Source organism: Roseburia sp. AF22-2LB (genome assembly GCF_003461125.1).
GTDB lineage: Bacteria > Bacillota > Clostridia > Lachnospirales > Lachnospiraceae > Roseburia_C > Roseburia_C amylophila.
In genome coordinates, this window is the sequence record NZ_QTWM01000003.1 from 197,981 (window position 1) to 213,124 (window position 15,144).

The 15,144-nt window shown below is 42.4% G+C and carries 15 protein-coding genes; 14 read left to right on the top strand and 1 reads right to left on the bottom strand.

Annotated features, from left to right (window positions below; translation table 11 throughout):
• Nucleotides 1–510 precede the first annotated feature (510 nt).
• Genes DWX96_RS06350 through DWX96_RS06365 form a run of 4 tightly spaced genes read left to right on the top strand, consistent with a single transcriptional unit; the run spans nt 511 to nt 2,335 of the window.
• On the top strand, nt 511–1,014 hold the full coding sequence (locus DWX96_RS06350; protein WP_118057045.1) for an RNA polymerase sigma factor: 504 nt from the start codon (nt 511–513) through the stop codon (nt 1,012–1,014).
• A 1-nt stretch (nt 1,015) separates the two neighbouring features.
• Nucleotides 1,016–1,474, top strand: a complete 459-nt coding sequence (locus tag DWX96_RS06355; protein WP_118057046.1) for a hypothetical protein — start codon at nt 1,016–1,018, stop codon at nt 1,472–1,474.
• Between the two features lies 1 nt (nt 1,475).
• Nucleotides 1,476–2,012 (top strand): hypothetical protein, encoded by a 537-nt coding sequence (locus DWX96_RS06360; protein ID WP_118057047.1) that lies wholly within the window; start codon nt 1,476–1,478, stop codon nt 2,010–2,012.
• Nucleotides 2,013–2,017: 5 nt separating this feature from the next.
• A complete protein-coding gene (locus DWX96_RS06365) occupies nt 2,018–2,335 on the top strand; it encodes a LiaF transmembrane domain-containing protein (protein ID WP_117697767.1) in 318 nt (105 codons plus the stop codon).
• Nucleotides 2,336–2,443: 108 nt separating this feature from the next.
• Here DWX96_RS06365 and DWX96_RS06370 read toward each other — a convergent pair whose 3' ends face one another.
• Nucleotides 2,444–3,340 (bottom strand): AraC family transcriptional regulator, encoded by an 897-nt coding sequence (locus DWX96_RS06370; RefSeq protein ID WP_118057048.1) that lies wholly within the window; start codon nt 3,338–3,340, stop codon nt 2,444–2,446.
• A 153-nt stretch (nt 3,341–3,493) separates the two neighbouring features.
• Between DWX96_RS06370 and DWX96_RS06375 the strand changes: the two genes are divergently transcribed.
• The 10 genes from DWX96_RS06375 (at nt 3,494) to DWX96_RS06420 (ending at nt 15,138) form a co-directional block, all read left to right on the top strand.
• Complete coding sequence (locus tag DWX96_RS06375; RefSeq protein WP_117841594.1) at nt 3,494–4,429, top strand: glycoside hydrolase family 113; 936 nt, start codon at nt 3,494–3,496, stop codon at nt 4,427–4,429.
• Nucleotides 4,430–4,625: 196 nt separating this feature from the next.
• The gene (locus tag DWX96_RS06380; RefSeq protein ID WP_118057049.1) at nt 4,626–4,871 is read left to right on the top strand and encodes a hypothetical protein; all 246 of its coding nucleotides are present in this window, start codon (nt 4,626–4,628) and stop codon (nt 4,869–4,871) included.
• A gap of 67 nt (nt 4,872–4,938) precedes the next feature.
• Nucleotides 4,939–6,534 carry a GH1 family beta-glucosidase gene (locus tag DWX96_RS06385; RefSeq protein ID WP_118057050.1) on the top strand — a complete coding sequence of 532 codons (1,596 nt, stop codon included), beginning with the start codon at nt 4,939–4,941 and terminating at the stop codon, nt 6,532–6,534.
• Between the two features lie 299 nt (nt 6,535–6,833).
• A complete protein-coding gene (locus DWX96_RS06390) occupies nt 6,834–7,493 on the top strand; it encodes a response regulator transcription factor (protein ID WP_022243011.1) in 660 nt (219 codons plus the stop codon).
• Nucleotides 7,490–8,917, top strand: coding sequence for a sensor histidine kinase (locus DWX96_RS06395; protein ID WP_118057051.1), 1,428 nt, complete (start codon nt 7,490–7,492; stop codon nt 8,915–8,917). Before DWX96_RS06390 ends, DWX96_RS06395 begins: the two co-directional genes overlap by 4 nt.
• The gene (locus DWX96_RS06400) at nt 8,893–9,705 is read left to right on the top strand and encodes a hypothetical protein (protein ID WP_117841598.1); all 813 of its coding nucleotides are present in this window, start codon (nt 8,893–8,895) and stop codon (nt 9,703–9,705) included. The genes DWX96_RS06395 and DWX96_RS06400 overlap by 25 nt, the downstream gene beginning before the upstream one ends.
• Before the next feature lie 71 nt (nt 9,706–9,776).
• The gene (locus DWX96_RS06405) at nt 9,777–10,214 is read left to right on the top strand and encodes an EAL domain-containing protein (RefSeq protein ID WP_158561824.1); all 438 of its coding nucleotides are present in this window, start codon (nt 9,777–9,779) and stop codon (nt 10,212–10,214) included.
• Between the two features lie 200 nt (nt 10,215–10,414).
• On the top strand, nt 10,415–11,875 hold the full coding sequence (locus DWX96_RS06410) for a DUF6034 family protein (protein WP_147337969.1): 1,461 nt from the start codon (nt 10,415–10,417) through the stop codon (nt 11,873–11,875).
• A gap of 9 nt (nt 11,876–11,884) precedes the next feature.
• Nucleotides 11,885–12,871, top strand: coding sequence for a hypothetical protein (locus tag DWX96_RS06415; protein WP_118057053.1), 987 nt, complete (start codon nt 11,885–11,887; stop codon nt 12,869–12,871).
• Nucleotides 12,868–15,138, top strand: a complete 2,271-nt coding sequence (locus DWX96_RS06420; RefSeq protein WP_118057054.1) for a biotin/lipoyl-binding protein — start codon at nt 12,868–12,870, stop codon at nt 15,136–15,138. Before DWX96_RS06415 ends, DWX96_RS06420 begins: the two co-directional genes overlap by 4 nt.
• Nucleotides 15,139–15,144 lie beyond the last annotated feature (6 nt).

Sequence of the window (15,144 nt, forward strand, 5' to 3'; positions counted from 1 at the left end):
CTGAAATCTGCAAGGGGCACTAAGAATTTCGATGGGATTCTACTTTCGTCTGGCAACCGGTGTATATTCACATCCATGTTCAGATACACCTCACTGGCACATCCATGTGCCAGTGTTGCCGGTTGCAGACGAAATTCCAAGTGCCCCTAGGCAGATTTCAAAAGGCGTCCGTATTTCGGCGAACAGCCCAAGTGTCTTATCAAACATTGGAAAGACAGGCGGAATAGCAAAAAGAAAAATGCGGGGGATAGAATTACAATATTTCCTATTTAAAAAGAAACAGAAGATTTATCCGCTAAAATATGTTATATATGTTTTCTTTCGCAATTGCTCTATCATTCATGATAACCACAGTGATTATAGTTTCACGGAAAAGAAAAGTCAATAGAATGGATTCCGGATAGAATAAATTAAAAAAATATTGATTTTTTGAAAAAATTGAAGACAATAGAAAAAGATACTCGTTATATATTATGAGAACGTTCTTAAGAGACAAGGAGGTGGATAAAAATGTGTCAGGAACCATTTACGCAGATGGTTCATAAATACCAGAATCTGGTATTTTCTATTTGCGTTAAGATGACCGGAGATTACTTTGCAGCAGAAGATTTGACGCAGGAAACATTTTTATCTGCCTACCAGCACAAGGAAGAGTTCGACGGTAAGAATGAGAAAGCCTGGCTTTGCAGGATTGCTTCGAATAAATGTATTGATTACAGCAGACAGGCGGCAAGGAGGATGGTTCCCACCGAAGACGAAGTCTTAGGAAGCCATCCTGCGAGAGCGGGAGGACCGGAAGAGCAATGCATCGAAGAGGTGGTCCGAGAAGAACTGCAGGAAAAATGCGGACAGTTGAAACCGCCTTATGATGAAATCGCAAAGCTATACTTCTGCGAAGAACATCCTGCCGGCGAGATAGCAGAGTTAAAGCAGAAGAATTTGAAAACCGTGCAGACACAGATATACCGGGCACGGGCAATGCTTAGAAAACTATATGGAAAGGAGTGGAGCTGACATGGGAAAAGAAGAGACTTTGGAATATTTAAGTGATGAAGAATTAGAAGCACTGATCCGGGAAACGGAAGAATCACCGGGAATAAAAGCACCGGAATATCTGGAAGAAAATATCATACATAAGATAGCGCAGCAGCAGAAGCGTGTAGTGCAGAAAGAGAAAATGTCAGCACAGCGCAGACTATTCCTTTACAGCATGAAAGTAATGGCGGCAGCTGCAGCAGCAATTGCCTTTCTGATCGTAGTGCCTGCGGTGGAACAGCAGAGCAGACCGGACATGGAAACTTATGTGGCAGAAGCAAAAGAGCAGGCAAATAAGGACTTACAGGAACAGAAAGAGAAAGCGAAAAAGCGTAGTGAAGAGCAGAATTTCTTACAGAGTGTAAATGATGCGTCCAGTGCATTTTGCGATTTTATTACTGAGACGACAAATGGATGGTTTTTAAAGGAGGAAAGATAACATGACGAAAAAGAGAAATGGATTTTTAAGATTTTGCTGTTCCCTTTTACCGGGAGCAGGGGAAATGTATATGGGATTTATGAAAATGGGCTTAAGCCTGATGTCGATGTTCTTTGGCATTATTGTAGCAGCATCTATTTTTGAACTTGGACCGCTGGCAGTGCTTGCAGTAATTGCATGGTTTTACAGCTTCTTCCATGTACACAATTTAGCAGGCTTATCCGATGAAGAATTCTATGCCGTGGAGGATGATTATTTATTCCATTTAAGTGGAGAAGGCGGGAAAGATAAATCCTTTGTAAAGCGTTATCGTACCATTATTGCAGTCGTGCTGATTCTGCTTGGTATTATGTTAATCTGGAACAGCTTCTATTGGATGATTGCAAATTTAATTCCGGATGAAACGGTCTGGGTACTTCAGGAAATCAGTTACCGGCTTCCAAGACTGCTGGCAGGAATTGCAATTATAGCAGCAGGAATTTATCTGGTTCATGGTAAGAAAAAATCCCTTGAGGAAGAAGAAACAAAGGAGGCATAAGGAAAATGGATGAGAATGTGAAAGAAGTACGCACCCACAGAGTGGGCAGCATTACCTTAGGCAGTGCACTGGTTTTGTTTGGAATCCTGTTTCTGGTACATCTGTTTGTGCCGGTATTGACCTATGAAATCATTTTCCATATCTGGCCATGTATCTTTATCCTGCTTGGAATAGAAATTCTTCTTGCCAACCGGAAGAAGAATGTGGAATTTGTCTATGATGGTAAGGCGGTATTCCTTACCATCACATTAACCTTCTTTGCCATGCTGATGGCAGGAGCAGATGTGGCAATCCAGCAGGCTGATATCTATATGCACCTATAAGAATGAGGTTTTAAGAATGCAGCCTTAAGAATGCGGCCTTGAGAATGCGGCCTTGAGAATGCGGCTTTAAGAATATAGCTTTAAGAATATAGCTTTAAGAAAGTACCTTTAAGAGGAATGCTCCCTCCGGTACTGCTTTGGCGTCATTTTGTGCTTGTTTCGGAAAGCCTTAATAAAATGGCTGCAATCGGAAAATCCGGTTTCCTGACTGATATAATTCAAGTCAAGATTGGTAAAGAGCAGCAGATCCTCAGCCTTGCAAAGGCGGATAAATTCAATATATTTTTTACAGGACTGGCCATAGAGTTCCCGGAAGCTTTTGGCAAAATAGGAATAACTCATATTACACATTCTGGCAAGGTCTTCCACCTTTAATGGCTCCTGGGCATGAGCGTCGATATATTCCGTAATGGAATGTATGGACGCTTCTTCTGTATTTTGCGGAATAGCCAGAGATTTATCCGTATTAAAACCCTGTGCCCGCCAGATACGCAGGATAAAGGTTAAAAGGGAATTAATCTGGGACTGTACCAGAATCCGGTAACCGTATTCCTGCTGCTGCATTTCGTGTTCACAGGAGGAAAAGATTCCGGCAATGGGATAGCCTGTTAACATCGCTTTGGAAAAATATTTCGGAGCATGGGAATCACCCTTCGCCAGATTAAAAAGTGATACAAAATTAATCCCAGAAAAAGTGGTACTTAATGCATTGCCGGATGGTGCAAGCTGGTTTAAGTCAAATTTCATGACATAATAAACCAATGGCTGCTCTGTGGCAGTATAGATAGAATGGATTGCCTGCGGAAGAAATAACGTCATATCACCTTCTTCTAGTACATAAGTATCATCATCACAGTTGATGATGGCGGTGCCTTCTAACATATACAGAATTTCAACAAAATAATGCCAGTGGGACCGGATGGGAAAAGAATGGATTCTTGTGTCAAATAAGAAGCATTCAAAAGGAGCATTCAGCCGGTCGCTGTATTCAAAAAGTGAATTCATAAAGTCGTCCCCCAATATATTTAAAATAAATGAATTCCTGCCATAAGAGATTTTTACTATTTTTATAATAAATCATTATAGCAAGATTCCAGGGCGAATGCTATAGTTCCCATCATAAAAAGTCATTGAAAGAGGAGAAAGGAAATACTTACCATGGAATATATCTGCGGCATGACATATGCACCATTTGCAAGAAAAGGGAGCTATCAGGAGAAGAGTGCTTTTGACAGCTTAAAGAAAATGAAAGAAAATACCAACAGCAATTTTGTTATCTTAGCACCCAACGGATTGCAGGACACGGCACAGTCGGAAGAGATTTGTTATACTTCTGAAGCAACGGTGTCAGATGATGAATTAAAGGGCATGATTGATTATGCGAAAGAGCTTGGTATGCGTGTGGCATTAAAGCCTACGGTAAACTGCAAAAATGGAACCTGGCGTGCCCATGTCAATTTCTTTGATGAAGACGTAGTCTGTGAACCAAAGTGGTGTAACTGGTTTGAATCCTATACAGAATTTCAGCTTCATTATGCAAGGCTGGCAAAAGAAATGGGTGTGGAAATGCATATTGCAGGCTGCGAAATGGTTATGGCAGAGCGCAGGGAAGCAGAGTGGCGGAAGCTGATTGCTGATATCCGGAGTGAATTTGACGGACTTGTTTCCTATAATACCGATAAATATCAGGAGCATAATGTGAAATGGTGGGATGCGGTAGATGTGATTTCTTCCAGCGGATATTATCCATTGGAGGACTGGGAGAACCAGCTTGACCGGATTGAAGCGGTGGTAAAGAAATTTCAAAAACCATTTTTCTTTGCAGAGGCAGGATGTATGTCTATCGTGGATTCTAATAAAGTGCCAAATGACTGGACGGTGCAGGGAGAAGCAGATGCTAAGGGACAGGCAGACTGGTATGAGGCAATGTTTGAAGCCTGCTTAAAAAGAGAATGGGTGAGGGGCATGGCATTCTGGTCCTGGAACAGTCATCTCTACACGAAGAATGCTGCCCTAAAGAGAAAAGATTATGAAATATATGCAAAACCAGCGGAGAAAATCGTGAAAAAATACTACGATTCTATTCAAAAGTAACAAAAAGTCAAATGACTTAAAACAAACTGTTATGTCATATGGAATCCGTACATTCTGATTTTTTTTAATAAAATAGATTTCTACCATTTTTAAGGTAAAACACTCTATCCCGGAACAGTTGTTTCGTGGTAGAGTGTTTTTATAGCGAAATCGATTGAGAGAATGCTTCTGCAATTGTAAAAAATGATATATTTTTATGATTAGAATATATCTGAGCGGTTCGCCGAAGTACGAATGCATTTTAAGTACTGCTAGGGGCACTTGGAATTTTGTCCGGCATCTGGCAACGCTGGCACAGGGAAGTGCCAGCGAGGCACATATGAACATGGAAGTGAATTTGTGCCGGTTGCCGGAAGAAAGAACAGGTCTCGCAAAATTCTTAGTGCCCCTTGCAGTTCTTATGCGGCATCCGTGCTCGGTAAACTGCGCAGATATTGCATAAAAAAATAAATGTCATTTTTTACAATAGCAGAAGAATAACACAAGAAATAGAATCAGGAGGAAAACAAATGTTTCGAAAAGATTTTGTATGGGGCGTTGCCAGCAGTGCCTATCAGGTAGAAGGAAGAGACAAAAACGATGGCGCAGGAACCTGCATCTGGGACACCTTTACCGAAGAGGGAAGAACTTTCGAACATCATAATGCCTATGTCAGTGCCGATGACATGCACCGTTATAAAGAGGACTATGCGCTGATGAGAGAACTTGGTGTGAAGGCATACCGTTTTTCCGTAAGCTGGGCGAGACTGATGCCGGAGGGAACCGGAAGAGTCAATGAAAAAGCGGTGGCACTCTATCGTGATATGATTCTTGAAATGAAGAAAAACGGCATTGAGCCATATATGACACTTTATCACTGGGAACTTCCGCAGGCATTGGAGGATAAAGGCGGCTGGCTCAATGAAGAAATCATAGATTGGTTTGCAGAATATGCAAAAGTAGTAGCAGAGAATTTTACTGATATCTGCGACAAGATTTTTACTTTGAATGAGCCACAGTGCTTTATCGGACTGGGATATTACCGTGGTATTCATGCACCGGGAAAGAAAGTCACACCAGAGGAAAGCTTCCGGATTGCGCATAATGCATTGCGGGCACATGGAAAAGCAGTTATTACTCTCCGGAAATATGCAAAGCAGCCGATACAGATTGGCTATGCACCAACCAGTGGGGTGGCATATCCGGCAAGTAATTCCCCGGAAGATATTGAAGCTGCAAAGAAGGTATATTTTGGCTTTTATAATGATGTCGACAACTGGACCTGGAATGTATCCTGGTATTCCGACCCGGTTATTTTAGGACATTATCCAAAGGAAGGTCTTGAGAAATACAAGGAGTATCTGCCGGAAATCACGAAAGAAGATATGGAACTGATTCACCAGCCCATTGATTTTTACGGACAGAATATTTATAACGGATATCCAGTTCGTGCAGGAGCAGATGGTGAGCCGGAATTTGCAGACCGTCCGGCAGGATTCCCAAAAACTGCCGCAGAATGGCCGGTGACACCGGAATGCCTATACTGGGCAGGAAAATTCCTCTACGAACGTTATCAGCTTCCGATTTATATTACGGAAAATGGAATGTCCTGTCATGATAATGTGGAAGCAGATGGCAGTGTACATGATGCCAACCGTATCCAGTTCTTGGATGAGTACCTTGGAAATCTGCAGAAGGCGGCGGACGAAGGAGCAGAGATTGCCGGTTATTTCTTATGGACTTTTTTAGACAATTTCGAATGGCATGAGGGCTATTCTGAACGGTTCGGAATTATTTATGTGGACTTTGCAACCCAGCAGCGTTATGTAAAGGATTCCGCATTCTGGTATAAGAAAGTCATGGAAAGCAATGGAGCAGCGTTATCCTGCAACCAGCCGGATAGAAAAATCCGGATAGAGCGTGGTGCTGCAGAAGTAACAGGTGCAGGATTTAAGGTAGAGAGGGAAATGGATCTGCTGCTTTCTGACAGCACAGATGTCATTTATGTGGCATCCGGCAGCGGTTTAATTGGCAGCATCTGGGTAGATACCGGAGACAGGCTTACGATACCGGAGGGCATCCGGAAGATGCATTGCAGTGGAAAAATGACACTGGTGCAGGCGTAGCATGAAAAAATAATTGTTTCTTCTAGACAAGAGAAGATGAGAATAAAAAAGTTTCTTTTATTCCGATGAGCAATCAGAAGGAATAGAAGAAACTTTTTTTGCTTTACAGGAAATTGCTTTCCTGTAAAGCAAAAAACGCTCCGCGAGGATGCGCACTGCGGCGTATAAGGTAGATGTCGCAAGCGACCGCCGCAGGCGCGGGAATGTGCAAGGCACATTCTTTTTTAATGTTCAGATACATTTTAGATACAAATATATGTTAAAATAAACATCAAAGAGTAGTAAAAGGAGCGGGCAGCATGATACGGATATTGGTTGTAGAGGATGAAAAGGCAATATCGGATTTAATCCGGCTGAATCTGATGAAGGCAGGCTATCAGTGTGTCTGTGTATACAATGGAATGAAAGCTGCAGACCTGTTGGAAACAGAAAATTTTGATTTGATTATATTGGATGTTATGCTGCCAGAATTAAATGGATTTGAATTGATGGAATACATCCGTCCAATGGGAATTCCGGTGATTTTTCTGACTGCAAAGGATTCCCTAAAAGACCGGATGCAGGGGCTGACCTCCGGGGCAGAGGATTATATGGTAAAGCCTTTTGAAGTGGTAGAACTTTTGGCACGGGTCAATATTGTGCTGCGCCGCTATCATAAGATGGAGCAGAAGATTACTTTTATGGATATTGAATTAGACAGTGAAAATCAGGTGGTGACAAAGGCAGGAAAAGAAGTGGAGCTTACGCCAAAGGAATTTGAACTCTTAGAAATTCTGATGCGCAACCGGAATATTACACTGTTCCGGGAAAGAATCTATGAAGAAATCTGGGGAACGGAATATTCCGTAGAGTCAAGAACCTTAGACCTTCATATCCAGAGATTACGGAAAAAACTGAATCTTGGAGCGGAGCTTAAAACAGTATTTAAGGCAGGATACCGGTTAGAGGATAAAGCATGAAATTTCGATATAAAGTATTAATTACAAATTTAATCCTGCTTTCCGTCAGTCTGGGACTGGTGGGCTATCTGATGATACATAAGAATTTTGAACTGGCGAAGGAAACACAGATTTCTAATGCAGTCATTCAGAATAATCTGGTGCAGTCCTCGGTGGAATATGAAGTACTTCAGGCGTTGAACCGGGAAGAGTCGGTAAAGGGCGCACTTCCAGACATTGGAGCACAGGTCAGCAGCGGTATGCGGGCAGAAAATGTGACATTTTTTATTTATTATGGGGATAAGCTGGTTTATAACGAAACAGAAGAAAATGCCAATTTAAAGAAAGTCTGGGAAGCACAGCAGGAGGATGGAAATAAGAATTATGCCATCTTTGAAGAGGACGGTCATTATTATATTTATGTGACGGCAGCCAGTAAGGTAGGGGATGAGAACCTCTGCATGATCAGCAGAAGTGATGTGTCCGATGCCTACGCATTAAGAGACCGGGAAATCCGTTATTTCCGGCTGATTCTTTTCATTTGCCTTATGATAGAATCTCTGTTTATTTATGTTATCAGCCGGTATCTGACCAGGCCATTGGAGCAGTTGAACCGGGTGGCAGAGGAGATTACCGATGGCTCTTATGAGACGAGGATTACAGTAAAGAGTCAGGATGAAGTAGGACTTCTGGCAGAAAACTTTAACCGGATGGCAGAAGCAGTATCAGAAAAGATAGGAGAGCTTCAGGGAATGGTACGGAAAAGGGATCAGTTTGTAGCAGACTTTACCCATGAGATTAAGACACCGATGACTTCCATTATCGGTTATGCAGATACCATGCGTTCCATGGAGCTTCCAAGAGAAGAACAGCTTCTGGCATTAAGTTATATCTTTTCCGAAGGCAGACGGTTAGAGCGGATGTCGGGAAAGCTCTTTGATTTGATTTATTTAAGGGAACATGAAATGGAAAAGGAAGCAGTTCAGGTTGAAAATGTAAGCAGTGAAGTACTTAAGGTGGTGACACCGTCCTTTGAGGCAAAAGGGCTTGTGTTAAAGGAAAATATCGAGCCGGCAGTACTGTACGGAAATAAGGAACTTCTGGTGACTGTACTGGTGAATTTACTGGATAATGCAAGAAAAGCATCCAAAGAGCATGGTGTCATTGAATTTAGCGGAAAGAGAATACAGGAAGAGGAAAATCCATTTTATTATGAACTTTCCGTAAAAGATTATGGAATCGGCATGACCAAGGAAGAGACAGAGCGGATTTGCGATGAATTCTATATGGCAGATAAATCCAGGGCAAGACAGGAAGGCGGAGCCGGAATCGGAATGTCATTGGTGGCATTGATTATAGAACATCATCAGGCGGAACTTATCGTAGAAAGTGAGCCAAAGAAGGGGACGAAGATGCGGATATGTTTCAGAAAAGAACAAAATTAAAGATAAAAGGAAGTGTCTGTGGAATGATAGCAGGAACACTTCTGGTGGTGCTGACAGGAATTTTTCTGCCGGGAATTCTGATTGAAGGGCAGGAACGTAAAGCAGTGGGAGAAGTGCAGGCGGTTCCGGCACAGTATATTGCTTCCGATTCCCTACTGGCAAAGGAGGCATCGGAAAGCCTTAAGCTTAATGACCGCATCCAGCTGATTACCGGGCAGTGGGAGAGTGAGACACAGGAAGCCTATTCCTATGAGATGACTTTAAAGGATTACGAGGCAGCGGCACTGGCAAGAGACAGTATGGAAGCCATTTATCAGAAAGGGCAGTATCCTTCCGATTTAGCTTCTTCTTATGCCAACTGGTATACCTGGGAAGCATTTCCGGAGAAAGCGGTGGATACAACATTTCATACCTACAGTGCCTACTACTGGAAACTTATTTTTACAAAATATGATGGCACAGAGAAGCATGCGGTATTTCTGTTAGAGGATGGCACCGTTTTGCTGGCGGAGGCAGAAGGAAAAGATATTTTATCGGATGTTACAGCTACAGAGGAAGCTTCCTCATCCGTTAAAGACAATGAAGAAGAAAAAACAGTGGATAAAGAGCTGGCAGAACAGCTTTCCTACACGGGGTTGGACGTAGCCGGACTGAGGATAAAATCCGATAACATACAGGAAGAAAAGGATGCCACATACCGGTACTTTGAACTCTTTGATAAAACAAGATTTATCTATGGAATCAGCACAATATCAGATAGCCAAACGAAGCGTAACATGGTAAAATAAAAAAGAAGGCAAGGTATTTTCAGTGGCATAAATGGTCACCTGCAGTTATTGCGAAAATGATCCTTCCATGTATGATTTGGGAAATTTTGTTCTGGAACAGGCTTTGTGGGACAGTAAAAGCTTTTTACAGCAGAAGCCTTCCGGTATCGGTAATCAATGAGCGGATGGCAGTATTAAGAGGCTATGGAATCAAATTTGCCATGGATGATTTTGGAACAGGAAGTTCATCTTCTGCCATGGCGCTTGAGATGCTGATTGATGAGATTAAGATTGATATGAGCTTTATCCGGAAGATTCTTGTAAACAAAAAGAATAAGGCGATTGTCCAGAGTATGGTGGATTTTGCCAATGCAGCCAATATCAAGAGTTGTCTGGAGGGCGTGGAAAATAAGGCATTAGAAGATTATCTCCGGACTGTGGGAGCCACATGGTTTCAGGGATACTATTATTCCAGACCGGTTGGAGCAGATGAACTGGAGATACTTCTTTCGAACAGCTGGAAAAAATAAGAAAAGACAAAAAATAAAAGTAAAAATAGAATGATCAAGACCGGCAGTTTTGTGGCGATAAGAAATACAGCCATAGAATTGCCGGTTTTATTGTAATGATAAGATACAAAAAGTTTACATCTTCATGTTAAAGTAACACCAGAAACGAGGAAAATGGAAAGGTAAACAGAAAATAAAAGATGGAAAACGGAGGGTACAGGATGAAACATTCAATACTACGAAAAATGATTCCGGCAGGTATGGCGATGGTACTTCTTGCTGGCTGTGGCGGGAAAAAAGTAGATTATGATATGGAAACAGAACAGGAAAGCAAAGGAGTAGTCAGCACACTGGATGAATTCCGGGAAGCAGATAACTGGGATGACAGCTTTACGGTAACAACGTCGGATGGAGATGTGAAGGTAAGAATCAATGCATCTATTGATGTGCCGGAAGCAGATGCCATGTCTGTGGTAGCGGCAGAAGAATTAAAGATAGATGTCGATTATAAGAAAAAGTTTCTGAAAGCATATTTTAAAGATTCTGAAATTTATTACCATGATGTTGAGCATCTGACAAAAGAAGAATTACAGACTGCCGTTGACAGCATGGATGGAACGATTGTTGCTGTCCAGTCTCAAATCGATGATTTGGAGAATAATGCACATCATCAGGATGTAGAAAGACATAAGGAAATGCTGAATGACTGGAAGGAAGAAACCGAAGAACAGAAAAAACAATACGAAAAAGCATTAGAGACTGCAAAAGATACCTATACTGCAGCAGAGGATTATGACAGCTGCAATGAATATGCAGGGTATTGTGGAGACCTTTTATACAATGTGCGATTTGAAGTAAAAGAAACAAACGAAAATGCAATTGCCTACATTGTGGCATCACCATTGGTACAGGGAAAGAGTGATATTTATGTAAACCAGTATTATGGACCACAGTCTTTAAAGGATTGTGATTATATAGATGGTTATAATTCGGTAAATGCATCGATTGACAAAACGGAATCGGAAAATGAGTGCAGTATTTCCAGAGATGATGCAAAGCAGTTGGTAGAGCAGTTTTTAAAAGAAACAGGACGTGACAATCAGGTGCTTTACGGACTGAAAAATTATACCTGGTATGGAGCAAATGTCACAGAACAAGATGGAGAAGAGTTTGTTGATTCAGAGGCCAGTGAGGTCATCGACTGGGGCTACCTCTTTGGTTATGGAACCGGTGTCAATGGACTGGCATTTAGTGATTCTTTGGATTATAACGACTTTGATATTTCCTGGGTTACGCTGGAAAACAGTGATGTAAATTTTGAATTAGAGGATGAGATACGATTTGCGGTTACGGATAATGGAATTACAGAAGTATTTATGCAGTATCCGGTAAGCGTTACAAAGATTTCAAAAGAAGTGGAACTGCTGCCGTTATCAACAATTCAAAATATAATCAAAGATGAGATTATAAAAAATGGAGACGATTACCAACTGGATGAGTACAAGAATTTTAATAAGTTAAAGCTTGGTTATGCGCGTATCAAAGATGACCAGAAGGAAGGCTGCTACAGTTATGTGCCGGCGTGGTGTCTTTATATGGCATCCGGAAATGATATGAACCGGCATCCGGTATTTGTCAATGCCATGGATGGTACACTGATTCATCCTTTGGATGAAAGGTAAGGTGTGCCTATGGCAGATAGAAAGAAAAGAACTGGAAAATGGAAACTGCTTTTGTGCCTGGCAGCAGGCAGTTTGCTGACGGGATGCGGAAAAGCAGAGCCAGAGCTTGTGTCAACTGCCCGGACACCATATGAGAAGCTGGTTTATGATACCACGGAAGTGAAAAAAGGAAATCTGATGCCGGAAATTACTTTGAAATTAAAGGCAGAGGGTCTGGAAAAGATTACCTATGATGCAACAAATACGGAATTGAAATTAGACAAAGTATATGTGGCAGTTGGCGATAAAGTGGAAAAGGGAGAGCTTCTGGTATCCTTCCGTTCAGACAGTCTGGAAGCAAAAATGACACAGTATCAGGATGAGATTGCGGATAAACAGCTTCTGGTGGAACATTATGTAAACCTCATGAGCTGTGATGCATCCCTGGATTATAATGAAGATATTACAAATTTAAAGCGGGATATTGAAGTAGCAGAGCTTTATGTGGAAGAGGCAGAAGAAAAGCTGTCCCGCTATCAGATTACAGCAAAAGAATCCGGTACCATTACAGCCATGGATAATTATCTGCAAAAAGGAGGCTTTGTGCCGGGAAATAATCTGATTACTGAAGTGTGTGGAACCGGTAACTATGAAGCAGACCTGCCGGAAGGCTATGAATTTAACATGGGAGATACTTATACAGCTACACTGGATGCACTGTCCTATGAATTAAAGGTTGCCGGTGTGGAAGAAAATAAAATCATATTTTCACCGGTATCGGATATGACATCACTTTCAGAGGCAGACGTGCTGAGTCTTGTGATTACGAAGCCCACGCTGGAAAATGTCATTTATGTGAAAGCCTCTGCCGTAAAGGAAGGTGAAGAGGGACACTTTGTCTATCTTCTGGATGATAGCGGATATCGAAAGGTAGTGCCGGTAACGGTTGGAGAAAAAGTAGGGAATCATTGGGTTGTTACATCCGGACTTTCCGGTGGAGAGAAGGTGACTCTGTGAGAAAGAAAAAAAGTTACGCAGGAAACGCACAAAGCGTGATTCCAGTAGTCCTGACAGGCCTGTTTTTTGTAATGTTAATTGGCGGCTGTGGAAGTAAGAAAACAGAAACAATACCAGACCTGGAAGAGCCGGCGGCAAGTAATGCTTCTTATCAGCAGGTGACCTATGGAAATATCGGAACCACCAACGTGCTGCTGGGAACGGCAGTGCCAAAGGAGTACGGACAGGCATATGAAGCCAATGTCACGGTGACAAAGATTCTGGTAGAACCGGGCGATACCGTAGAAAAAGGTGATGTGCTGGCATACGCAGATGTAGACGAGGCAAGTGCGTCCCGGAAAGCAAAGCAGCAGGAGCTGTCGCATGAAAATACCGTATACGAATTAAACCAGAAAATCAACCAATTGCAGCAGGATAAATTGGCAAACCAGCAGAAGCAGCAGGATACTGCAGAGAATAACATTCAGGATGCCGCAGAGAATAACATTCAGGAAGAGGATGATATGCAGGAATCTGCAACAGAGAATAACACGCAGGAGACAGAGGCAGAGGACATCACCTCCCAGATAGCCGTCCTGCAGGAAAACAGCCGCTACGATACGAAGCTTCATGAGTACCGGGTGCAGAAGCTGAATGAAGAGATTGCAGCATTGGACGCTCTGATAGCAGATGGAACGTTAAAGGCAAATCACAGTGGTGAAGTGGTTTATACCAAGAGCCTGACCGTAAACCGGAAAGCCGGCGCGGGAGAAAATGTTGCGATTGTGGCAGATACTGAAGACCTTGCAATAGAGCTTAAGGATGTAGCGGTGCAGAATTATAAGTATAAAGATGTTTCCGAAAAATATATGCTGCAATCCGGCGAAAGAGTGCCGGTTACTGAGCGGGAATACAGCACCGATGAGCTGGTACTTGCAAAGATAAATAATAATTATCCCAATGTTTTGATAGAAAAGCCGGAGGGCGTGGAGCTGAAAGCCGGAGAGCTATATCCCATTTATTTTGAAGAGAAAAGAGCGGAGCATGTCCTTCTGGTGGGAAACGATTCCCTGTATCAGGAAGATGGGGAAACTTATGTTTATGTGAAAGCCGGGGATGATACCAGAGAAAAGCGTAAAGTAACAGCAGGGGCGGCAGATGACCATAATACCCAGATTACGGATGGATTAGCGGAAGGAGAAGCAGTCTATTATGAGACTACGGAGCGGATGCCTTCGGATTATACCGAGTATACGGTGGAGCGGTCAGATTTTCAGGTGGAAAATCACGGATTAAAATTAAGCAGGGCAGATAAGAATGCCAGGGTCTATCTTGCTGCAAAAGAAGGAGAGATTGTAAAAATAGCGGTAGAAAAGGATGCGGAAGTGAAAAAAGGTGACCTTCTTTATATCATCAATACCGGAGAAGGAAAGGCAGCCATTACAGAAGCAGCCAATGCCATAGAGACGGAGAATACTTCATATCAGAAACAGCAGGCAGATTACGATGCACAGCTTGCGGAATTAGAGAACGGGCTGGATTCTGCCAGTGACTATGACCGGCAGATGATAACCCTTCAAAAAGAAATTGCAGAAGCAGACCATAATCAGACGCTGCAGCAGTTGCAGGCAGCTTATGATACGTTAAGCCGTGGAAATGACGGAACAGGGAAATTATCTGTTTATGCAGATGCGGATGGACAGGTTTCGAAAATAACTGCCTGGGAAGGAGACACAGTAGAAACCGGAGATGAAATTCTTAAGATGAAAGGAGAAGCATCAGACTTACTTCTGGTGCAGATGGTGAGCAGTAAGTCCGTAACGGTGTATACGGATGATATTGCAGAGGCGGGAGAACCGGTAAGTATTACATCCGGGGATACGACTTACACCGGAACCTGTGTGGGATTTGCAGCAGGCAGCAATAATCTGGATGAGGGCTGTCTTTATATCGATGAAAATGGTGCTCATTATACCTTTCAGACAACCTCCGGGTATGATACACCGGCATTTTATGTACGGATGAATGATGAAATCGTAGATGATATGGGAAATGGAGAAAGCGTGGACTTCCCTTATATTTCCATGGAGGATGTTATAGTGCTTCCGGCAGGAATGATTTATGAAGAGAAGGATGCAATGCATCCGGATAAAGTGTCATATTTTGTGTGGAAGATAGAAGGGGACCATCTGGTGAAACAGTATGTTTTACTGGATGATACACTTACCGGAAATGGGAAAGTGGTTCTCTTTGGAATAGAGTCTGGCGATGTACTGGCAAGAGAGTAGGAGGAG